Annotated in this window: 20 protein-coding genes; 17 read left to right on the top strand and 3 right to left on the bottom strand. The window is 56.3% G+C overall.

Features of this window, described 5'->3' with window-relative positions; all coding sequences use genetic code 11:
* Positions 1-284 precede the first annotated feature (284 nt).
* The 12 genes from rseD (at position 285) to acpS (ending at position 9725) form a co-directional block, all read left to right on the top strand.
* The gene (rseD, locus tag ACTJJA_RS15020; RefSeq protein ID WP_226348011.1) at positions 285-350 is read left to right on the top strand and encodes a rpoE leader peptide RseD; all 66 of its coding nucleotides are present in this window, start codon (positions 285-287) and stop codon (positions 348-350) included.
* Positions 347-922, top strand: coding sequence for an RNA polymerase sigma factor RpoE (gene rpoE, locus ACTJJA_RS15015; RefSeq protein WP_006176728.1), 576 nt, complete (start codon positions 347-349; stop codon positions 920-922). Before rseD ends, rpoE begins: the two co-directional genes overlap by 4 nt.
* 31 nt (positions 923-953) lie before the next feature.
* A complete protein-coding gene (rseA, locus tag ACTJJA_RS15010) occupies positions 954-1604 on the top strand; it encodes an anti-sigma-E factor RseA (protein WP_010434079.1) in 651 nt (216 codons plus the stop codon).
* Positions 1604-2557: a sigma-E factor regulatory protein RseB gene (gene rseB, locus ACTJJA_RS15005; RefSeq protein ID WP_440668559.1), complete on the top strand. Its 954-nt coding sequence runs from the start codon at positions 1604-1606 to the stop codon at positions 2555-2557. The genes rseA and rseB overlap by 1 nt, the downstream gene beginning before the upstream one ends.
* Positions 2554-3030: a SoxR-reducing system protein RseC gene (gene rseC / locus ACTJJA_RS15000; protein ID WP_174340927.1), complete on the top strand. Its 477-nt coding sequence runs from the start codon at positions 2554-2556 to the stop codon at positions 3028-3030. Before rseB ends, rseC begins: the two co-directional genes overlap by 4 nt.
* 185 nt (positions 3031-3215) lie before the next feature.
* Positions 3216-5015, top strand: coding sequence for a translation elongation factor 4 (gene lepA / locus ACTJJA_RS14995; RefSeq protein WP_089598413.1), 1800 nt, complete (start codon positions 3216-3218; stop codon positions 5013-5015).
* Between the two features lie 16 nt (positions 5016-5031).
* Complete coding sequence (gene lepB, locus ACTJJA_RS14990; protein ID WP_010434075.1) at positions 5032-6006, top strand: signal peptidase I; 975 nt, start codon at positions 5032-5034, stop codon at positions 6004-6006.
* A gap of 222 nt (positions 6007-6228) precedes the next feature.
* Positions 6229-6909, top strand: a complete 681-nt coding sequence (gene rnc / locus ACTJJA_RS14985; protein WP_010434072.1) for a ribonuclease III — start codon at positions 6229-6231, stop codon at positions 6907-6909.
* Positions 6906-7811 carry a GTPase Era gene (era, locus tag ACTJJA_RS14980; protein ID WP_042715851.1) on the top strand — a complete coding sequence of 302 codons (906 nt, stop codon included), beginning with the start codon at positions 6906-6908 and terminating at the stop codon, positions 7809-7811. The genes rnc and era overlap by 4 nt, the downstream gene beginning before the upstream one ends.
* Before the next feature lie 18 nt (positions 7812-7829).
* The gene (gene recO, locus ACTJJA_RS14975; protein ID WP_089598411.1) at positions 7830-8537 is read left to right on the top strand and encodes a DNA repair protein RecO; all 708 of its coding nucleotides are present in this window, start codon (positions 7830-7832) and stop codon (positions 8535-8537) included.
* 76 nt (positions 8538-8613) lie between these two features.
* On the top strand, positions 8614-9345 hold the full coding sequence (pdxJ, locus tag ACTJJA_RS14970) for a pyridoxine 5'-phosphate synthase (RefSeq protein ID WP_440668558.1): 732 nt from the start codon (positions 8614-8616) through the stop codon (positions 9343-9345).
* Positions 9345-9725, top strand: a complete 381-nt coding sequence (acpS, locus tag ACTJJA_RS14965; RefSeq protein ID WP_440668557.1) for a holo-ACP synthase — start codon at positions 9345-9347, stop codon at positions 9723-9725. The genes pdxJ and acpS overlap by 1 nt, the downstream gene beginning before the upstream one ends.
* Here acpS and ACTJJA_RS14960 read toward each other — a convergent pair.
* Together ACTJJA_RS14960 and ACTJJA_RS14955 are read right to left on the bottom strand one after the other, a co-directional pair.
* The gene (locus ACTJJA_RS14960) at positions 9722-9982 is read right to left on the bottom strand and encodes a YfhL family 4Fe-4S dicluster ferredoxin (protein ID WP_010434061.1); all 261 of its coding nucleotides are present in this window, start codon (positions 9980-9982) and stop codon (positions 9722-9724) included. The genes acpS and ACTJJA_RS14960 overlap by 4 nt on opposite strands.
* A gap of 46 nt (positions 9983-10028) precedes the next feature.
* The gene (locus ACTJJA_RS14955; protein ID WP_440668556.1) at positions 10029-10877 is read right to left on the bottom strand and encodes a MurR/RpiR family transcriptional regulator; all 849 of its coding nucleotides are present in this window, start codon (positions 10875-10877) and stop codon (positions 10029-10031) included.
* Positions 10878-10995: 118 nt separating this feature from the next.
* On the opposite strand from ACTJJA_RS14955, the gene murQ reads away from it, so the two are divergent.
* The 4 genes from murQ to tadA are packed head-to-tail and all read left to right on the top strand — an operon-like array spanning position 10996 to position 14468.
* Positions 10996-11889, top strand: a complete 894-nt coding sequence (gene murQ / locus ACTJJA_RS14950) for an N-acetylmuramic acid 6-phosphate etherase (protein ID WP_440668555.1) — start codon at positions 10996-10998, stop codon at positions 11887-11889.
* An 11-nt stretch (positions 11890-11900) separates the two neighbouring features.
* Positions 11901-13265 (top strand): PTS transporter subunit EIIC, encoded by a 1365-nt coding sequence (locus tag ACTJJA_RS14945; RefSeq protein WP_126816192.1) that lies wholly within the window; start codon positions 11901-11903, stop codon positions 13263-13265.
* Positions 13266-13268: 3 nt separating this feature from the next.
* Positions 13269-13904 (top strand): phosphatidylglycerophosphatase C, encoded by a 636-nt coding sequence (yfhb, locus tag ACTJJA_RS14940; protein ID WP_440668554.1) that lies wholly within the window; start codon positions 13269-13271, stop codon positions 13902-13904.
* Between the two features lie 24 nt (positions 13905-13928).
* Entirely contained in the window at positions 13929-14468 is a 540-nt protein-coding gene (gene tadA / locus ACTJJA_RS14935) for a tRNA adenosine(34) deaminase TadA (protein ID WP_440668553.1), read from the top strand.
* On the opposite strand, the gene mltF is transcribed toward tadA, so the two are convergent.
* Positions 14356-15906, bottom strand: coding sequence for a membrane-bound lytic murein transglycosylase MltF (mltF, locus tag ACTJJA_RS14930; RefSeq protein ID WP_440668552.1), 1551 nt, complete (start codon positions 15904-15906; stop codon positions 14356-14358). The two genes, tadA and mltF, sit on opposite strands and share 113 nt — an antisense overlap.
* Before the next feature lie 267 nt (positions 15907-16173).
* On the opposite strand from mltF, the gene purL reads away from it, so the two are divergent.
* A complete protein-coding gene (purL, locus tag ACTJJA_RS14925) occupies positions 16174-20061 on the top strand; it encodes a phosphoribosylformylglycinamidine synthase (RefSeq protein ID WP_440668551.1) in 3888 nt (1295 codons plus the stop codon).
* The last annotated feature ends 61 nt before the right edge of the window (positions 20062-20122 follow it).

Here is a 20122-nt window from a genome sequence, read left to right as displayed (position 1 = left end):
TGTTATGGTGACTAAACGTAAAGTCAGAGCTAAACAACAGGTAAATGAACGAAAATATTTTGCGAAGCAGATCGTTAGCTTCAGATTTTGTGGTGAAATAAAGCCGGTGTTGCGTTACTCTTCTGACGATAAAGTTGATGATTCTTGTCAGAAAGTGGGTGCGTATCGTGATCAGACTTATAATGAGAGAAAATGATCGGTCTGCGGCGCGATGAACAAAAACAAAAGCGTGACGGAACTTATTGAAGAATAGACGCTCTAAGCCAGTGCTTGCTCAAAGTACAATGCTGTTAGAGTGGCGTTTCGATAGCGCGTGGAATTTAGGTTTGGGGAGACATTACCTCGGATGAGCGAGCAGTTAACGGACCAGGTCCTGGTTGAACGGGTCCAAAAGGGAGATCAGAAAGCCTTTAACCTACTGGTGGTTCGCTACCAGCATAAGGTGGCGAGTCTGGTTTCTCGCTATGTACCCTCGGGAGACGTTCCTGATGTGGTACAAGAGTCTTTTATTAAGGCCTATCGTGCGCTGGATTCATTCCGGGGAGATAGTGCTTTTTATACCTGGCTGTATCGCATTGCCGTGAATACAGCAAAAAATTATCTGGTCGCTCAGGGCCGTCGTCCGCCTTCTAGTGATGTGGACGCAATCGACGCCGAAAACTTCGAAAGTGGCGGCGCGTTGAAAGAAATTTCGAACCCTGAGAACTTAATGTTGTCAGAAGAACTGAGACAAATTGTTTTTCGCACGATCGAGTCGCTCCCGGAAGATTTACGCATGGCAATTACGTTACGGGAGCTGGATGGCCTAAGCTATGAAGAGATAGCGGCCATCATGGATTGTCCGGTCGGCACGGTTCGTTCACGAATTTTCCGTGCGCGAGAAGCAATTGATAATAAAGTTCAACCGCTTATCAGGCGTTGACGATAGCGGGATACTGGAAAAGGTATTAGGCATGCAGAAAGAACAACTTTCCGCTTTAATGGATGGTGAAACGCTGGATAGTGAGCTGCTCAATGAGCTGTCTCATTCTCCCGAAATGCAAGAGACCTGGGAGAGCTATCATCTCATCCGTGACACCCTACGTGGTGATACCGGCGAGGTTCTCCATTTCGATATCTCGGCTCGCGTCATGGCGGCCATCGAGAACGAGCCAGTACATCAGACCACTCCGCTGATTCCTGAAGCTCAGCCCGCGCCTCACCAGTGGCAGAAAATGCCGTTCTGGCAAAAGGTGCGTCCGTGGGCCAGCCAGCTTACCCAAATGGGTGTGGCTGCTTGCGTATCGCTTGCAGTTATCGTTGGCGTCCAGCACTATAACACTCAGTCTGAAGCCAATCAGCAGCCTGAAGCGCCAGTGTTTAATACACTGCCGATGATGGGCAAAGCCAGCCCGGTTAGCCTGGGCGTACCGGCAGATGCTTCCGCAAGCGGCGGTCAGCAACAGCAGGTACAAGAGCAGCGCCGTCGCATCAATGCGATGTTGCAGGATTATGAGTTGCAGCGTCGTCTGCACTCCGAACAGCTTCAGTTTGAGCAGGCACAAACCCAGCAGGCTGCTGTGCAAGTGCCCGGAAACCAAACTTTAGGAACGCAATCGCAGTAATGAAGCAACTTTGGTTCGCCATGTCTCTGATGACAGGTAGCCTGTTCTTCTCTGCCAACGCCTCGGCTGATGTTTCATCCGGGGCGTTGTTGCAGCAAATGAATCTGGCCAGCCAGTCACTCAATTACGAGTTGGCATTTATCAGCATTAATAAGCAGGGCGTCGAATCGTTACGCTATCGCCATGCCCGTCTTGATAACCAGCCGCTCGCCCAGCTTTTACAGATGGATGGTCCACGTCGGGAAGTGGTTCAGCGTGGCAATGAAATCAGCTACTTTGAACCTGGCCTGGAACCTTTCACTCTGAATGGCGACTATATCGTTGATTCCTTGCCATCGCTTATCTATACCGATTTCAAGCGTCTTGCGCCTTTCTACGATTTTATCGCGGTCGGCAAAACCCGCATCGCCGACAGACTCTGCGAGGTTATCCGCGTTGTTGCCAGAGACGGTACGCGTTACAGCTACATCGTCTGGATTGACGCAGAAACCAAGCTGCCAATGCGCGTTGACCTGCTCGACCGTGACGGTGAAACGCTGGAACAGTTCCGCGTCATCTCCTTCAGCGTGAATAATCAGGTGGGCAATAGCATGCAGAATCTGGCCAAAGCCAGCCTGCCGCCGCTGCTTTCTGTTCCTGCCGGTGATTCTGTGAACTTCAACTGGGTTCCTTCCTGGATCCCGCAAGGATTTAGTGAAGTCTCCAGTAGCCGTCGCCAGTTACCGACCATTGAAACGCCGGTCGAATCGCGTCTTTATTCAGATGGGTTGTTCAGCTTCTCGGTGAACATCAACCGTGCATCGGCAAACAGTTCAGAACAAATGCTTCGTACCGGGCGCCGTACGGTGAGTACCACGGTACGTGATAACGCCGAGATCACCATCGTCGGGGAATTGCCGCCGCAAACGGCGAAGCGCATTTCCGACAGCATTAAATTCAGGGCTGCACAATGATTAAAGAGTGGGCTACGGTCGTATCGTGGCAGGATGGCGTAGCGCTGGTGAGCTGTGATGTAAAAGCATCATGTAACAGCTGCGCGTCCAGAGCGGGTTGCGGCAGTCGCGTGCTCAACAAGCTGGGGCCTCAGACGTCACATACGATTGCCGTCCCGAGCGAACAGCCGCTGGTGGCAGGGCAGAAGGTGGAACTGGGCATCGCAGAAGGCAGTCTTTTGACCTCCGCGATGCTGGTTTATCTCTCCCCACTGGTTGGTTTGTTTGTGATGGGCGGTATTTTCCAGATGTTGTTTGGCACCGATGTGGCTGCCATGTGTGGGGCTGCACTGGGTGGCGTAGGTGGATTTTGGCTTGCCAAAGGCCTGTCGCCAAAGCTTGCTGCACGTGAAGAGTGGCAACCCGTTATCCTCAATGTTGCACTTGCGCCTGACCAGCTTCGTGTCGAGACGCTCTCTTCTGAAGCCCGGTGATCCACCGGGCTTTATCATTATTTACATCTCAAAAAAGAAAACGCCGTTTCTTCGCGCTATGCTTGGCTCTAAGTGCATTTCCAGGTTGCGGGGATGTAGTGTAGAATGCTGCGTTTTCGCACTGAAAAACGTCAGGCTAAGAACAGCGGCCTCCAGGAATTCGTAAGGCATAATTATTTAACTATATGAAGAACATACGTAACTTTTCGATCATTGCTCACATTGACCACGGTAAGTCGACGCTGTCTGACCGTATTATCCAGATTTGCGGTGGCCTGTCTGATCGTGAAATGGCAGCCCAGGTACTGGACTCCATGGACCTGGAACGCGAACGCGGTATCACCATTAAAGCGCAGAGCGTGACGCTCGACTATAAAGCGACCGACGGTGAAACCTACCAACTGAACTTTATCGACACCCCTGGCCACGTTGACTTCTCCTATGAAGTTTCACGCTCGCTGGCGGCCTGTGAAGGCGCGCTGCTGGTGGTCGATGCCGGGCAGGGCGTAGAAGCCCAGACCCTGGCGAACTGCTACACCGCGATGGAAATGGATCTTGAGGTCGTGCCGGTTCTGAACAAAATTGACCTGCCTGCCGCCGATCCTGAGCGCGTAGCGGAAGAGATTGAAGACATCGTCGGCATTGATGCGACCGACGCGGTACGCTGCTCGGCGAAAACCGGCGTCGGTGTTCCCGATGTGCTGGAACGTCTGGTGCGTGATATTCCGCCACCGGAAGGTGATCCGGAAGCGCCGCTGCAGGCGCTGATCATCGACTCCTGGTTCGATAACTACCTTGGCGTTGTTTCGCTGGTGCGTATCAAAAACGGCACCATGCGTAAAGGCGACAAAATTAAGGTCATGAGTACCGGCCAGGTCTACAACGCTGACCGTCTGGGTATCTTCACGCCAAAACAGGTTGACCGTACCGAGCTGAAATGCGGCGAGGTTGGCTGGCTGGTCTGCGCCATTAAAGACATCCTCGGTGCTCCGGTGGGCGATACGCTGACGCTGGCGCGTAACCCGGCGGACAAAGCGCTGCCTGGCTTTAAAAAGGTGAAGCCGCAGGTTTACGCGGGCCTGTTCCCGGTCAGCTCTGACGACTACGAAAACTTCCGTGATGCGCTTGGTAAGCTGAGCCTGAACGATGCTTCCCTGTTCTACGAACCAGAAAGTTCAACGGCGCTGGGCTTCGGTTTCCGCTGTGGCTTCCTCGGCCTGCTGCACATGGAGATCATTCAGGAACGTCTGGAGCGTGAATACGATCTGGATCTGATCACCACCGCACCGACCGTAGTGTATGAAGTGGAAACCACCTCGAAAGAAGTGATCTACGTTGACAGCCCGTCCAAGCTGCCGCCGCTGAACAATATTCACGAGCTGCGTGAGCCTATTGCTGAGTGTCACATGCTGCTGCCGCAGGAGTTCCTGGGCAACGTCATCACGCTGTGTATTGAGAAACGTGGTGTGCAGACCAACATGGTTTACCACGGTAACCAGGTGGCGCTGACCTACGAAATTCCGATGGCGGAAGTGGTCCTCGACTTCTTCGACCGTCTGAAGTCGACCTCCCGTGGCTACGCGTCACTGGATTACAACTTCAAGCGTTTCCAGGCCTCTAACATGGTGCGTGTGGACGTGCTGATCAACAGCGAGCGCGTCGATGCGCTGGCGCTGATCACCCACAACGACAACGCGCCATACCGTGGTCGTGAGCTGGTTGAGAAGATGAAAGAGCTGATCCCGCGTCAGCAATTTGACATCGCGATTCAGGCCGCCATTGGTAACCACATCATCGCCCGTTCTACCGTTAAACAGCTGCGTAAAAACGTCCTGGCGAAATGCTACGGCGGTGACGTCAGCCGTAAGAAAAAGCTGCTGCAGAAGCAGAAAGACGGTAAGAAGCGTATGAAGCAGGTCGGTAACGTTGAGCTGCCGCAGGAAGCATTCCTTGCCATTCTTCATGTTGGTAAAGACGGCAAATAACCCTTAAGGAGTTGGCATGGCGAACATGTTTGCCCTGATCCTGGTCATCGCAACTCTGGTGACAGGTCTGCTGTGGTGTCTGGATAAGTTTATCTTCGCCCCAAAACGCCGTGAACGTCAGGCTGCCGCGCAGGCAGCCACTGGCGATGGGCTTGATGCGAAAACCCTGAAGAAAGTTGGCCCGAAGCCGGGCTGGCTGGAAACGGGAGCCTCGGTATTTCCGGTGCTGGCCATTGTGCTGGTGGTGCGTTCGTTCATTTACGAGCCGTTCCAAATCCCATCAGGTTCCATGATGCCAACACTGCTGATTGGCGATTTTATTCTGGTTGAGAAGTTTGCCTACGGCATTAAAGATCCGATCTACCAGAAAACGCTGATCGAAACCGGTCATCCGAAACGTGGCGATATCGTGGTGTTTAAATACCCGGAAGATCCGCGACTGGACTACATCAAGCGCGCGGTGGGTCTGCCGGGTGATAAAGTCACTTACGATCCGGCCACGAAGGAAGTCACCGTTCAGCCGGGCTGCAGTTCCGGTACCGCATGTGAAAACGCGCTGGCCATCACCTACTCAAACGTTGAGCCAAGTGATTTTGTGCAGACCTTTGCCCGTCGTAACGGCGGCGAAGCGACCAGCGGCTTCTTCCAGGTACCGAAAGGCGAGACCAAAGAGAACGGCATCCGCCTGGTTGAGCGTAAAGAGACGCTGGGTGATGTTACCCATCGTATCCTGACGGTACCAATCGCGCAGGATCAAGTGGGTATGTATTACCAGCAGCCGGGTCAGCAGCTTGCCAGCTGGATCGTACCGCCAGGTCATTACTTCATGATGGGCGATAACCGCGATAACTCTGCCGATAGCCGCTACTGGGGCTTTGTGCCGGAAGCGAATCTGGTGGGTAAAGCGACGGCGATCTGGATGAGTTTTGAGAAGCAGGAAGGCGAATGGCCGACCGGGGTACGCCTGAATCGTATTGGCGGGATCCATTAATTCTCACGAAAAGAGCACGTAGCCGCATTATTTCGCGGCTACGTGAATTATTTCCACGATAAATCTCTTCGAACTAACGACATCCCTTGTCGTTGTGTATAGAATATTCCCCCGAAGTTTAAGGTTGGCCCTGCAAGGGAGCCACGGCACACGAAACCGCGTTGGTTTTCTCAGGTCGGTTTCGTGTGCTGCATTTTTGACGCATTCATTTATTGGTATCGCATGAACCCCATCGTAATTAATCGGCTTCAACGGAAGCTGGGCTACACTTTTCATCATCAGGAGTTGTTGCAACAGGCATTAACCCACCGCAGTGCCAGCAGCAAACATAATGAGCGCCTCGAGTTTTTAGGTGACTCTATTTTAAGTTTCGTGATTGCGAATGCGCTTTATCATCGTTTCCCGCGTGTGGACGAGGGTGATATGAGCCGCATGCGTGCCACGCTGGTTCGGGGTAATACCCTTGCGGAAATCGCGCGTGAATTTGAACTGGGCGAATGTCTGCGTCTTGGACCGGGTGAACTGAAAAGCGGCGGCTTCCGTCGTGAATCTATTCTTGCCGATACGGTCGAAGCATTAATTGGTGGTGTGTTCCTGGACAGCGATATCCAGACCGTAGAAAAGCTGATCCTGAACTGGTATCAGAGCCGTCTGGACGAAATCAGTCCGGGCGATAAACAAAAAGATCCGAAAACGCGTCTGCAGGAATATTTGCAGGGTCGTCATCTGCCGCTGCCATCCTATCTGGTGGTGCAGGTACGTGGCGAAGCGCACGATCAGGAATTTACCATCCATTGCCAGGTCAGTGGCCTGAGTGAACCGGTGGTAGGCACAGGTTCAAGCCGTCGTAAGGCTGAACAGGCTGCCGCCGAACAGGCGTTAAAAATGCTGGAGCTGGAATGAGCATCGACAAAACCTATTGCGGATTTATTGCCATCGTCGGACGTCCGAACGTTGGTAAATCCACCCTGCTGAATAATCTGCTTGGGCAGAAGATTTCCATCACCTCTCGTAAGGCGCAGACCACGCGTCACCGCATCGTCGGCATTCATACTGAAGGCGCGTATCAGGCGATCTACGTCGATACCCCGGGCCTGCACATGGAAGAGAAGCGTGCCATCAACCGCCTGATGAACAAGGCGGCGAGCAGCTCGATTGGCGACGTAGAGCTGGTGATTTTCGTTGTTGAAGGCACCCGCTGGACGCCGGACGACGAGATGGTGCTGAACAAGCTGCGTGACGGCAAAACGCCGGTCATTCTCGCGGTCAACAAAGTTGATAACGTGCAGGAAAAGGCCGACCTGCTGCCGCATCTGCAGTGGCTCGGAAGCCAGATGAACTTCCTCGACATCGTTCCGCTGTCTGCTGAGACCGGCCTGAACGTTGATACCATCGCGGGCATCGTGCGTAAGCATCTGCCGGAAGCGATTCATCACTTCCCGGAAGACTACATCACCGATCGCTCTCAGCGCTTTATGGCGTCTGAAATCATCCGTGAAAAGCTGATGCGTTTCCTGGGCGCTGAACTGCCGTACTCTGTGACGGTGGAGATCGAGCGTTTCCAGACCAACGAGCGCGGTGGCTACGACATCAACGGCCTGATCCTCGTTGAGCGCGAAGGGCAGAAGAAGATGGTGATCGGCAACAAAGGGGCCAAGATAAAAACCATCGGTATCGAAGCCCGTAAGGACATGATGGAGATGTTCGAAGCGCCGGTTCACCTCGAACTGTGGGTGAAAGTGAAATCTGGCTGGGCCGATGATGAGCGTGCTCTGCGCAGCCTCGGTTACGGCGAAGACCAGTAACGCAAGACGACGAGTATAATGGAAGGTTGGCAGCGTGCCTTCGTTCTCCATAGTCGTCCCTGGAGCGAAACCAGCCTTATGCTGGACGTCTTCACGGAAGAGTCGGGCCGCGTGCGCCTTGTTGCCAAAGGCGCACGTTCCAAACGTTCTAACCTGAAAGGTGCCTTACAGCCTTTCACCCCGCTGCTGGTACGCTTTGGCGGGCGAGGGGAAGTCAAAACCCTGCGCAGCGCTGAAGCCGTCTCTCTGGCGCTTCCTCTTTCTGGCATCACGCTCTACAGCGGTCTGTATGTCAACGAACTCATTTCTCGCGTCCTTGAACATGAGACTCGCTTCTCGGAACTTTTCTTCGATTATCTGCACTGTATCCAGGCACTTGCTGGCGCAACCGGCACACCCGAGCCTGCGCTGCGCCGCTTCGAACTGGCGCTGCTGGGCCATCTCGGGTACGGCGTAGATTTTCTGCACTGTGCGGGTAGCGGGGACGAGGTAGAAGATACTATGACCTACCGCTACCGCGAAGAAAAAGGCTTTATCGCCAGTATCGTGATCGACAACAGTACCTTTACCGGGCGCCAGCTCCGGGCGCTGTATGAGCGCGAGTTCCCCGATCAGGACACTCTGCGCGCAGCAAAACGCTTTACCCGGATTGCCCTCAAGCCGTATCTTGGCGGCAAGCCCTTAAAGAGCCGCGAATTATTCAGGCAGTTTGTGCCGAAACGTTAACGTTTTACCCCTCACCCCAGCCCTCTCCCGGCGGGAGAGGGGGGAAGAGAAATGAACCAAAATACCGAGGATTGTCATGGCTGAATTACTGTTAGGCGTCAACATTGATCATATCGCCACGCTGCGTAATGCGCGCGGCACGGCGTATCCCGATCCGGTTCAGGCGGCGTTTATCGCTGAACAGGCTGGCGCTGACGGCATTACCGTTCATCTGCGTGAAGACCGCCGCCATATTACTGACCGCGACGTGCGCATTCTGCGCCAGACGCTGGACACCCGTATGAATCTGGAAATGGCGGTCACTGAAGAGATGCTCGCCATTGCCTGCGAGACCCAACCGCATTTCTGCTGCCTGGTGCCGGAAAAGCGTCAGGAAGTGACGACCGAAGGCGGTCTGGATGTGGCCGGGCAGCTCGACAAAATGCGCGATGCCTGCAAACGCCTGGCGGATGCCGGTATCCTGGTTTCTCTTTTTATCGACGCTGATTTCACCCAGATTAAAGCGGCGGCCGACGTGGGCGCACCGTATATCGAAATTCACACCGGCTGCTATGCCGATGCCAAAAACGACGCCGAGCAGGCCAAAGAGCTGGATCGCATTGCCAAAGCGGCCACCTACGCTTCAAGCCTGGGTCTGAAGGTTAACGCCGGTCATGGCCTGACCTACCACAACGTGAAAGCCATTGCCGCACTGCCGGAAATGCACGAGCTGAACATCGGCCACGCCATTATTGGCCGTGCGGTGATGAGCGGCCTGAAAGAGGCGGTTTCAGAGATGAAACGCCTGATGCTGGAAGCGCGTCAGTAATGGCCATTCTGGGCTTAGGCACCGATATCGTTGAAATAGCCCGCATTGAAGCGGTGATCGCCCGGAGCGGCGATCGCCTCGCAAGACGCGTGCTGAGCGATAACGAGTGGGCCATCTGGGAAGCGCATCAGCAGCCGGTGCGTTTTCTGGCGAAGCGCTTTGCGGTTAAAGAGGCGGCAGCTAAAGCCTTCGGAACCGGCATTCGCAACGGCCTGGCGTTTAACCAGTTCGAAGTGTTTAACAATGAGCTGGGCAAACCGAGCCTGCGTCTGTGGGGGGAAGCGCAAAAGCTGGCGGAAAAGCTGGGGGTGAATCACATGCACGTGACGCTCGCCGATGAACGCCACTACGCCTGCGCAACGGTGATCATTGAAAGCTAGAGTTTGTCTGCATGATGCATCAGGACAAACTTATCCCATAACTGCTCTTCGTTCTCGACGTGGGCCGGATCCTTCAGGATAGTATTCGGGATCGGGCACACTTTCTGACAGGTCGGCGTTTCATAGTGGCCGATGCATTCCGTGCAGCGGTCGCTGTTAATCTCATAAATGCTGTCGCCCATCGAAATGGCCTGGTTAGGGCATTCGGGCTCGCACATATCGCAATTAATGCATTTTTTGGTAATTAACAGCGCCATCAGGAAATTCTCAGAAACAACACAAACTGGGCGGGCATTATACGCGTCAAACCAGTTTCTTTACCAGTTCTTCGCTGTGACGAATGCGCTCGGGCGCGCGCTCAAGATCCTGCTGCACCAGCGCCATAAACAGCAGATCCGTCAGCATCATTTGAGCACTGGTGGACGAAATAGCCGCGCTGCGCGTGGCCTGCTCCTCGGCAATGGTATATAAACAGCGCGTTGCCCGCTGCTGGAGCGCGTTTGGCGTAAAACCCGTGATCGCCAGAATTTTACCGCCGACGCGCAGCGCTTCATCGGTCGCCATATTGATCTCTCGACGTTCACCGGAATAAGAGATCGCCAGCAGCAAATCGTCGGGATCCATTGCCTGAACGGTGGCGAGCAGGGCGTGCATGTCCTGCTCCACTATCGCGTTGTAACCGATCTTCGTCAGCTTCCAGCCAAAGTTACGCGCCACTAGCCCGGATGCACCTATCCCGGTCAGAATAATGCGCCGTGCCGCGCGCAGCATCGCCACGCTTTCCAGCAGCTTCTCTTCGGTATTCACATCCAGCGTCGCATGCATGGCCGCCACGTTCTCTTTGATCAGCTTTTCGCCCACCACACGCATCGGGTCATCGCCCCGGATCTGATTATGCACCGGCATCGACTGCGGATTGGGGTTACTCACCAGCGCTTCGCTGATCGCAAGCTTGAGAGCCGGAAAGCCCTTAAACCCAATCTTCTGGGCAAACTTCACCACGCTGGACTGGCTCACACCGGCCTCACTCGCCAGCTGCTGCGAGCTAAGATGGCGCGCGTGGTCGGGTTGAGAAAGTAGAAAATCCGCCAGCTTCTTGTCGCTTTGGGCAAAGCCTGCATAACGCTGGCGAATGCGAATTAAACAGTTCATACGGTCTCCTGGCGAAAATGTGATTATCTACTCAAATACGAATTTTGCTCGCCTGAATGAATTTTATATTCCACTATAGTGTGATTATTATGAATTAAAAATTCTTGAGGTACAAAAAATGAATCTTGGCTCACTTGTTTCTGAAACGCGTAACCCGCAAACCATGGATCTTGACGCACTCCCCACGCTGGAGCTGGTTAACCGCTTTAATCAACAGGATACGCTGGTCGCGCAGGCAGTGAAAGAGACATTACCTGAGGTGGCGAAGGCGGTTGATGCGGCCGCAACTGCGCTTAAGGCCGGTGGACGCATTATTTACATGGGCGCGGGCACCAGCGGACGTTTGGGGGTTCTGGATGCCTCCGAATGTCCGCCAACCTTTGGCGTTCCGCACGGCCTGGTGATCGGGCTGATTGCCGGTGGCCCAGGCGCGCTGCTGAAAGCCGTTGAAGGCGCGGAAGACAACAAACAGCTCGGTGAAGATGATCTCAAAGCGCTGAACCTGACCGCGCAGGATCTGGTGGTTGGGCTGGCGGCATCAGGGCGCACGCCGTACGTCATTGGCGGCCTGGAATACGCCAACCAGACAGGTTGCACAACGGTTGCCATCTCCTGCAACCCGGGCTCGCCGATTGCGCAGGTGGCCGCTATCGCCATCTCTCCGGTTGTCGGGCCGGAAGCGCTGACCGGCTCCACGCGCCTGAAATCCGGGACCGCGCAAAAGCTGGTGCTCAATATGATCTCCACCGGCGCGATGGTGAAGTTCGGCAAGGTTTATCAGAACCTGATGGTCGATATGCAGGCCACCAACGTCAAGCTGGTGGACAGAGCCTGCCGTATGGTGATGGAGGCGACAGGCGCAGGCCGTGAAGAGGCGGAAGCGGTCCTGAAACAAACCGATCACGATGTTAAACCGGCCATTCTGATGATCTTAAGCGGGCTGGACGCCGCGGCGGCGAGAGCCAAACTCGATGCGCATAACGGGTTCTTACGGGCTGCATTAGAAAACTAACAGAGGCGTGTATGGAAAAGACAGCAGCGCTCGCCAGCGGCATCCTGCAGGGGATCGGCGGAGAAAAGAATATCCAGCGTCTGGAAAACTGCATGACGCGCGTGCGCGTCGAGGTGCATAACGACGACGATCTTGATCTACCGCGCCTGAAGCAGCTCCCCGGCGTAAGTGGATACGTCAAACAGGGGCAGCAGCACCAGCTTATTGTCGGGCCGGGGAAAGCGGCGCAGGTTGTTGATGCCATGCGCGCGCTGATGGTTGGCGGTGAAGCGACGGCCTCATTTGACGATGCCGAAAGCACCAAAGCGCAGGCAAAAGCCAAATACAAGGCGCCAATGAGCGATGCGCTGCGACAGCTGGCAAACGTCTTTATCCCGCTGATCCCGGCTTTTATTGCTTCGGGCCTGATCACCGGGATTATCAATATCCTCAAGCGGCCGGATATCGTCGGGGATTTTGCCACGCAGTATCCAAACCTGCTGGGGATCCTCGGGATCTTCGGCAGCGCAGTTTTCGCCATCATGAACATTCTGGTCGGGGTGAATACCGCGAAGGTGTTTGGCGGATCGCTGGCCATGGGCGGGGTAATGGCGGGCATCTTGTCCAGCCCGCAGCTGGCGCAGATCACGCTGTTTGGTGAGGCGCTTCAGCCGGGCCGCGGCGGGGTGATCGCCGTGCTACTGGTGGTCATCCTGATGTGCTGGATCGAGAAAAGGCTGCGCGCGATCCTGCCTGGCTCGATTGAGCTTATCCTCAACCCGCTGCTGACCACGCTCATTACCGGTAGCGTCGCGGTGGTGGCACTCCAGCCGTTAGGCGGCTGGATCTCAGAAGCCATCGCCCACGGTGCATCTCTGGCTATTGACCGTGGTGGCCTGTTAGTGGGGGCGGTGCTGTCGGGAACCTTCCTGCCGCTGGTGCTGACCGGCCTGCATCAGGGGCTGGTGCCGATCCACGTCGAGCTGGTGCAGGCGCACGGCTATAACGCGCTGCTGCCTATCCTGTCGATGGCGGGCGTAGGGCAGGTCGGCGCGGCGATTGCCGTACTGATGAAAACCCGCAACGCGCGACTGAAAAAAGTGATTAAAGGCGCGCTCCCGGTCGGACTGCTCGGCATCGGCGAGCCGCTGATTTTCGGCGTTACGCTGCCGCTGGGGAAACCTTTCCTCGCAGCCTGTCTGGGCGGCGCGGTGGGCGGGGCGCTCATTAGCTACTGGAAAGTGGCGACGGTGATCACCTTTGGACTTTCCGGTTTACCGCTGGCATTAACCATCGTGACCGGAAAAGTGATGCTCTATCTGTTAGGCTATTTAGTAGCGGTAATCGCCGGGTTCCTGTTTACCTGGCTGTTAGGATTCAACGACCCAGAGGAGTAAGGTTTGGCAAATCACGCGCGTCGCGTTGTCTTTTTCGACCTGGATGGAACGCTGCACCAGCAGGATATGTTTGGCACCTTTATGCGCTACCTGCTGCGGCGTCAGCCTCTGAATGCGCTGCTCGTCTTACCGCTCTTACCCGTGATTGGCATCGCGCTGCTGGTGAAAGGCCGTGCAGCGCGCTGGCCGATGAGCCTGCTGCTCTGGGGATGCACCTTTGGCCACAGCGAAGCACGGCTTAAACAGCTCGAACAGAATTTTGCGCACTGGTTTCGCGGCCATGTCGCCGCGTTTCCCGTGGTGCAGGCGCGTCTCACCAGCTACCTCGACGCGAACGATGCCGACATCTGGCTGATTACCGGCTCCCCGCAGACGCTGGTGGAGCAGGTCTATTTTGATACGCCATGGCTGCCGCGCGTAAATCTTATCGCCACGCAAATTTCCCGCGCTTACGGCGGCTGGGTGCTAACTATGCGCTGCCTGGGACACGAGAAAGTGGTTCAGCTGGAGAAGCGCATCGGCACGCCGCTGCGCCTGTACAGCGGCTACAGCGACAGCAAGCAGGACAACCCGCTGCTCTATTTTTGCCAGCACCGCTGGCGCGTCACGCCATCAGGTGAACTTCAGCAACTCGAATAGTCTTCTCTAAAACGGGCGTGTATAATGCCGCCCGCTTTTCGACTGGAGTATCAACCGTTGTCCAACCCTGAACACAATCATGAATACTGGATGCGCCACGCGCTAACGCTGGCTCAACGTGCCTGGGATGAGGGCGAAGTGCCCGTGGGCGCGGTGCTGGTCCATAATAATCAGGTGATTGGCGAAGGGTGGAACCGCCCTATTGGCCGTCACGATCCTACCGCGCACGCCGAAATTATGGCGCTTCGTCAGGGCGGGCTGGTACTGCAAAACTATCGTCTGCTCGATACGACTCTGTACGTCACCCTTGAACCCTGCGTCATGTGTTCCGGCGCGATGGTGCACAGTCGTATCGGTACGCTGGTGTTTGGTGCGCGGGATGAAAAAACAGGCGCGGCCGGTTCGCTAATGGACGTGCTAGGCCATCCGGGGATGAACCACCAGGTGCAGACTATCGGTGGGGTACTTGCACCAGAGTGTTCGGGTCTGCTGAGTGACTTCTTTCGAATGCGCCGGCAGCAGAAAAAGCAACAAAAGGCAGAATTGAAGCAGGTGGACGATTAAGTTCGTCCGGTGCGACCACCGGGTAGCTCTGAGCCAGCTGTTTAGCTTCTGCCGCTTCTTTCTCTTTCTCCAGCAGATACCCCACCAGGCTTATCTGATACTTACGAATATTTTCCACGTAAGCGTAGGCTTCGTGCCCGCGCGCATACCCGTAGGTCAGCTTGTTGTACCACGGTTTCTGGCTCAGCAGCGGCAGACGCTGTTTTACATCAGACCAGCTGTCCGGGTTACCTTTGGTTTTTGCCGTCAGCGCGCGCGCGTCCAGCATGTGCGCATAACCCATGTTGTAGGCGGCCAGTGCAAACCAAATCCGCTCTTCTTCCGGCACGGTCTCCGGTACTTTTGCCATCATATCCTGTAAATACTGCGCGCCGCCGCTGATGCTTTGCTCCGCATCGGTACGGTCATTGACACCCAGACTCAGCGCGGTATTTTTCGTCAGCATCATGAGACCACGCACGCCGGTCGGAGAGGTCGCCTGAGTATCCCAGTGGGATTCCTGATACGAGATCGCCGCCAGCAGCTTCCAGTCAATCTCCTGGGCGTATTTTTCGAACAACGGCTGCAGGTCCGGCAGGACGCTATCAACTGCGCGCAGGAAGCTGCGGGTGTCGACGTAATCGAAGTCATCACCATGGCCGAGGTATTTTTCTTCCAGGCGCGCCAGCGTACCGTCTTCATTGATGGCGTTATAGAAATCAAGCATGGCCGCAGAGAGGGTCTGATCGTTATTCAGTTGGGTAAACCAGGTCACCGGCTGTTCGTCAGTCACATCCAGCGCCACGGCGATTTCAGGGTGCACGCGTTGGAAAAGACTGATCGCCACCGAATCCGCAATGGTATAGGCCAGCTTTTTGTCTTTAACCCGATCGAGCAGTTCTGTCGTGCCCAGTTTTGGGTCAATCGTCCAGCTCAGGTCAGGATACTTTTTCTCTTTGAGCGCGCGCAGGTCGTCAATCACGACATGGCCGGGGGCAATCGTCAGCTGTTGCTCGTTAATGGTGGCGAGCGAGCGCGGGCGCACGCTTCCCACGCGGTAAACCAGCTGCTGGGAGACAGAGTAGTAGGTCGGGCCTGGCTGGTAGTTCTTGCTGCGCTCGCTGTTGTAGACCAGCCCGGCTGCAAGGATATCGGCGTCGTCGTTATCCAGGTCATCGAACAATTGGCTGATGTTCTGACGCACGGTAATTTTGAGCTTCACACCCAGATAGTCGGCAAACTGCTGGGCCAGTTCATAATCCAGACCAATGGTTTTGCCGTTGATGTCGCCGTAAATTAGCGGAGAGGAGAGGGTACTGACGCGCAATTCCCCCCGCTCCTGAATGGCGGCGATACGGTTTTCGGCTTTACCGAACCAGGGGATAGAAGGCCAGAGGGCCACTGCCAGCAGCAACGTAACAATGCCGATGAGCAGATAATTAATCTTTAATTTTTTCAATTAGTTAATTCTCTGCGACGCCGGTTGCCTCAGTATGCTGTAGCCATGTTAAGAATAAGGTTTGCCATTGAATGAGCGGCATTTTGCGCAAAGTTACGCCACTTGGCAACAAATTAGAGAGACAGGTCACACCTATTGTTAAACCGCCGTGCAAATTTTATTTCGACGCAAACGGTTTCGTCGGCGCTCAGGATTCTCTATAATGACGCCCGTTTTCCCCCCTTGCGCACACTGTAAGCGCCCCGGCGCTTCGAAGACGAGAGACTTATGATGGAAATTCTGCGTGGTTCGCCTGCACTGTCTGCCTTCCGTATTACCAAACTGCTGGCACGTTTTCAGGCGGCCGACCTTCCGGTAAGCAATATTTACGCTGAGTATGTCCATTTTGCTGACCTGAATGCCCCCCTGAATGCAGAGGAGCGCGTACAGCTGGAACGCCTGCTCAAGTATGGTCCAAGCCTGAGCAGCCATACGCCAACCGGCAAACTGATCCTCGCGACGCCGCGTCCGGGCACCATCTCCCCCTGGTCTTCCAAAGCCACCGACATTGCCCACAACTGTGGTCTGAGCCAGATTAACCGTCTGGAACGCGGCGTGGCGTACTATGTTGAAGCCTCCACCCTGAGCGACGCGCAGTGGCAGGCGGTTGCGGCTGAGCTGCACGACCGCATGATGGAGAGCGTATTTGCCTCTCTCGACGACGCGCAGAAGCTGTTCTCACACCATCAGCCTGCGCCGGTACAGAGCGTAGACCTGCTGGGGCAGGGCCGTCAGGCGCTGATTGACGCCAACCTGCGTCTCGGCCTGGCGCTGGCAGAAGACGAAATTGATTACCTGCAGGACGCGTTCGTTAAGCTCAACCGCAACCCGAACGACATCGAACTCTACATGTTCGCGCAGGCCAACTCTGAGCACTGCCGCCATAAGATTTTCAACGCCGACTGGATTATTGACGGCGAACAGCAGCCGAAGTCGCTGTTCAAAATGATCAAAAACACCATGGAACAAACCCCTGACCACGTGCTGTCTGCCTATAAAGACAACGCCGCGGTGATGGAAGGTTCCGAGGTGGGCCGCTTCTTCGCCGATCGCGAAGCAGGGCGCTATGACTTCCATCAGGAGCCCGCGCATATCCTGATGAAAGTGGAAACCCACAACCACCCGACGGCAATCTCTCCATGGCCGGGTGCGGCGACCGGCTCCGGCGGTGAAATCCGTGACGAAGGTGCGACCGGTCGTGGCGCTAAACCAAAAGCAGGTCTGGTCGGTTTCTCCGTGTCCAACCTGCGTATCCCAGGCTTTGAACAGCCGTGGGAAGAAGATTTCGGCAAGCCAGAGCGCATTGTCACCGCGCTGGATATCATGACCGAAGGCCCGCTGGGCGGCGCGGCGTTTAACAACGAGTTTGGTCGTCCGGCGCTGAATGGTTACTTCCGTACCTATGAAGAGAAAGTGGACAGCCACAACGGCGAAGAGCTGCGCGGTTACCACAAACCGATCATGCTGGCGGGCGGGATCGGCAACATCCGTGCCGATCACGTGCAGAAAGGCGAGATCGTCGTCGGCGCGAAGCTGATTGTACTCGGTGGTCCAGCGATGAACATCGGTCTGGGCGGCGGGGCAGCGTCTTCTATGGCGTCTGGCCAGTCTGATGCGGACCTCGATTTTGCTTCCGTGCAGCGTGACAACCCGGAAATGGAGCGTCGCTGCCAGGAAGTGATCGACCGCTGCTGGCAGCTGGGCGACGCCAACCCGATTCTGTTCATCCACGACGTAGGTGCGGGCGGTCTGTCCAACGCCATGCCGGAGCTGGTGAGCGACGGTGGCCGCGGTGGCCGTTTCAACCTGCGCGATATCCTGAGCGATGAGCCGGGCATGAGCCCGCTGGAAATCTGGTGTAACGAATCCCAGGAGCGCTACGTGCTGGCGGTTGCCGCGGATCAGCTGCCGCTGTTTGACGAGCTGTGCCGCCGCGAGCGTGCGCCGTATGCCGTCATCGGTGAAGCGACCGAAGAGCAGCACCTTTCCTTAAGCGACACCCACTTTGACAACCAGCCGATCGATCTGCCGCTGGACGTCCTGCTCGGTAAAACGCCGAAGATGACCCGCGACGTGACAACCCGCAAAGCGGCGGGCAAAGCGCTGGATCGCCAGGGCATCACCGTGGCAGAAGCGGTTAACCGCGTGCTGCACCTGCCAGCCGTGGCGGAGAAAACGTTCCTGGTGACCATCGGCGACCGTACCGTGACCGGTATGGTATCGCGTGACCAGATGGTTGGCCCGTGGCAGATCCCGGTGGCAAACTGCGCGGTGACTACCGCGAGCCTCGACAGCTACTACGGCGAAGCGATGGCCCTGGGCGAACGCACCCCGGTGGCGCTGCTGGACTTCGCCGCCTCCGCCCGTCTGGCGGTCGGTGAAGCGCTGACCAACATCGCCGCGACGCAGATTGGCGACATCAAACGTATCAAACTCTCCGCAAACTGGATGGCCGCAGCCGGTCACCCTGGCGAAGATGCTGGCCTGTATGAAGCCGTGAAAGCGGTGGGCGAGGAGCTGTGTCCTGCCCTCGGCCTGACCATTCCGGTGGGTAAAGACTCCATGTCGATGAAAACCCGCTGGCAGGAAGGCAGCGAGCAGCGCGAGATGACCTCTCCGCTGTCGCTGGTGATCACCGCGTTTGCACGCGTGGAAGACGTGCGCCACACCGTTACGCCGCAGCTTGCGACCGAAGACAACGCCCTGCTGCTGATTGACCTGGGTAAAGGCCACAACGCGCTGGGTGCCACCGCGCTGGCACAGGTTTACCGCCAGCTCGGCGACAAGCCAGCCGATGTACGCGACGTCGCGCAGTTGAAAGGCTTCTACGACGCCATCCAGGCGCTGGTGGCGGAGCGTAAGCTGCTGGCCTATCACGACCGTTCCGACGGTGGCCTGCTGGTGACGCTGGCAGAGATGGCCTTCACTGGCCACTGCGGCGTTGAAGCGAACATTGCAACGCTTGGCGAAGACCGTCTGGCGGCGCTGTTCAATGAAGAGCTGGGTGCGGTGATTCAGGTACGCGCCGCAGATCGCGACGCGGTTGAAGCGATTCTGGCGAAGCACGGGCTGGCAGACTGCGTGCACTATCTGGGCAAAGCCGTTCAGGGTGACCGCTTCGTCATTGAAGCAGACGGCCACGCGGTATTCAGCGAAAGCCGCACCACGCTGCGCATGTGGTGGGCAGAAACCACCTGGCAGATGCAGCGCCTGCGAGACAACCCGGAATGTGCCGATCAGGAGCATAACGCGAAAGCGAATGACCAGGATCCTGGCCTGAACGTGAAGCTCTCCTTTGATATCAACGAAGATATCGCTGCGCCGTACATTGCGACAGGCGCGCGTCCAAAGGTAGCCGTGCTGCGCGAGCAGGGCGTTAACTCCCACGTTGAGATGGCGGCTGCCTTCCACCGCGCGGGCTTTGACGCCATCGACGTCCACATGAGCGACCTGCTGGCCGGACGTACCGGTCTGGATGATTTCCAGGCGCTGGTGGCGTGCGGCGGTTTCTCCTACGGCGACGTGCTGGGCGCGGGCGAAGGTTGGGCGAAGTCCATCCTGTTCAACAGCCGCGTGCGTGACGAGTTCGAAACCTTCTTCCATCGTCCGCAGACCCTGGCGCTGGGCGTGTGTAACGGCTGTCAGATGATGTCTAACCTGCGCGAACTGATCCCGGGCAGCGAAGCCTGGCCGCGCTTTGTGCGTAACCAGTCTGACCGCTTCGAAGCGCGCTTCAGCCTGGTGGAAGTGACCCAAAGCCCGTCTCTGCTGCTGCAGGGAATGGTGGGTTCACAGATGCCAATCGCCGTTTCCCACGGTGAAGGTCAGGTAGAAGTGCGTGATGCTGCCCATCTGGCTCAGCTGGAGAGCAAAGGTCTGGTGGCGCTGCGCTTTGTCGATAACTTCGGCAAGGTGACAGAAACCTACCCGGCTAACCCGAACGGCTCTGCCAACGGTATTACGGCAGTCACCAGTGAAAGCGGTCGTGCGACCATCATGATGCCGCACCCGGAGCGCGTGTTCCGCACCGTGAGCAACTCCTGGCACCCGGAAAACTGGGGCGAGGACAGCCCGTGGATGCGTATTTTCCGCAACGCGCGTAAGCAGCTGGGATAAGTTTTAGCACCCTGACCCTTGTAGGCCCGGTAAGCGTAAGCGCTACCGGGCTTTTTTATGC

The sequence above is a fragment of the Enterobacter sp. 22452 genome, assembly GCF_052045065.1.
GTDB classification, from domain to species: Bacteria; Pseudomonadota; Gammaproteobacteria; order Enterobacterales; family Enterobacteriaceae; genus Enterobacter; species Enterobacter mori.
This window is presented reverse-complemented; position numbering and strand designations above follow the sequence as displayed.

What these genes read in the sequence shown, in the direction of transcription:
- rseA (WP_010434079.1), top strand. Translation starts at nt 954, where the DNA reads ATGCAGAAAGAACAACTTTCCGCTTTAATGGATGGTGAAACGCTGGAT.
- ACTJJA_RS14960 (WP_010434061.1), bottom strand. Translation starts at nt 9,982, where the DNA reads ATGGCGCTGTTAATTACCAAAAAATGCATTAATTGCGATATGTGCGAG.
- pdxJ (WP_440668558.1), top strand. Translation starts at nt 8,614, where the DNA reads ATGGCTGAATTACTGTTAGGCGTCAACATTGATCATATCGCCACGCTG.
- rseB (WP_440668559.1), top strand. Translation starts at nt 1,604, where the DNA reads ATGAAGCAACTTTGGTTCGCCATGTCTCTGATGACAGGTAGCCTGTTC.
- tadA (WP_440668553.1), top strand. Translation starts at nt 13,929, where the DNA reads ATGCCGCCCGCTTTTCGACTGGAGTATCAACCGTTGTCCAACCCTGAA.
- rpoE (WP_006176728.1), top strand. Translation starts at nt 347, where the DNA reads ATGAGCGAGCAGTTAACGGACCAGGTCCTGGTTGAACGGGTCCAAAAG.
- era (WP_042715851.1), top strand. Translation starts at nt 6,906, where the DNA reads ATGAGCATCGACAAAACCTATTGCGGATTTATTGCCATCGTCGGACGT.
- murQ (WP_440668555.1), top strand. Translation starts at nt 10,996, where the DNA reads ATGAATCTTGGCTCACTTGTTTCTGAAACGCGTAACCCGCAAACCATG.
- rseC (WP_174340927.1), top strand. Translation starts at nt 2,554, where the DNA reads ATGATTAAAGAGTGGGCTACGGTCGTATCGTGGCAGGATGGCGTAGCG.
- rnc (WP_010434072.1), top strand. Translation starts at nt 6,229, where the DNA reads ATGAACCCCATCGTAATTAATCGGCTTCAACGGAAGCTGGGCTACACT.
- purL (WP_440668551.1), top strand. Translation starts at nt 16,174, where the DNA reads ATGATGGAAATTCTGCGTGGTTCGCCTGCACTGTCTGCCTTCCGTATT.
- recO (WP_089598411.1), top strand. Translation starts at nt 7,830, where the DNA reads ATGGAAGGTTGGCAGCGTGCCTTCGTTCTCCATAGTCGTCCCTGGAGC.
- acpS (WP_440668557.1), top strand. Translation starts at nt 9,345, where the DNA reads ATGGCCATTCTGGGCTTAGGCACCGATATCGTTGAAATAGCCCGCATT.
- lepA (WP_089598413.1), top strand. Translation starts at nt 3,216, where the DNA reads ATGAAGAACATACGTAACTTTTCGATCATTGCTCACATTGACCACGGT.
- lepB (WP_010434075.1), top strand. Translation starts at nt 5,032, where the DNA reads ATGGCGAACATGTTTGCCCTGATCCTGGTCATCGCAACTCTGGTGACA.
- ACTJJA_RS14945 (WP_126816192.1), top strand. Translation starts at nt 11,901, where the DNA reads ATGGAAAAGACAGCAGCGCTCGCCAGCGGCATCCTGCAGGGGATCGGC.
- ACTJJA_RS14955 (WP_440668556.1), bottom strand. Translation starts at nt 10,877, where the DNA reads ATGAACTGTTTAATTCGCATTCGCCAGCGTTATGCAGGCTTTGCCCAA.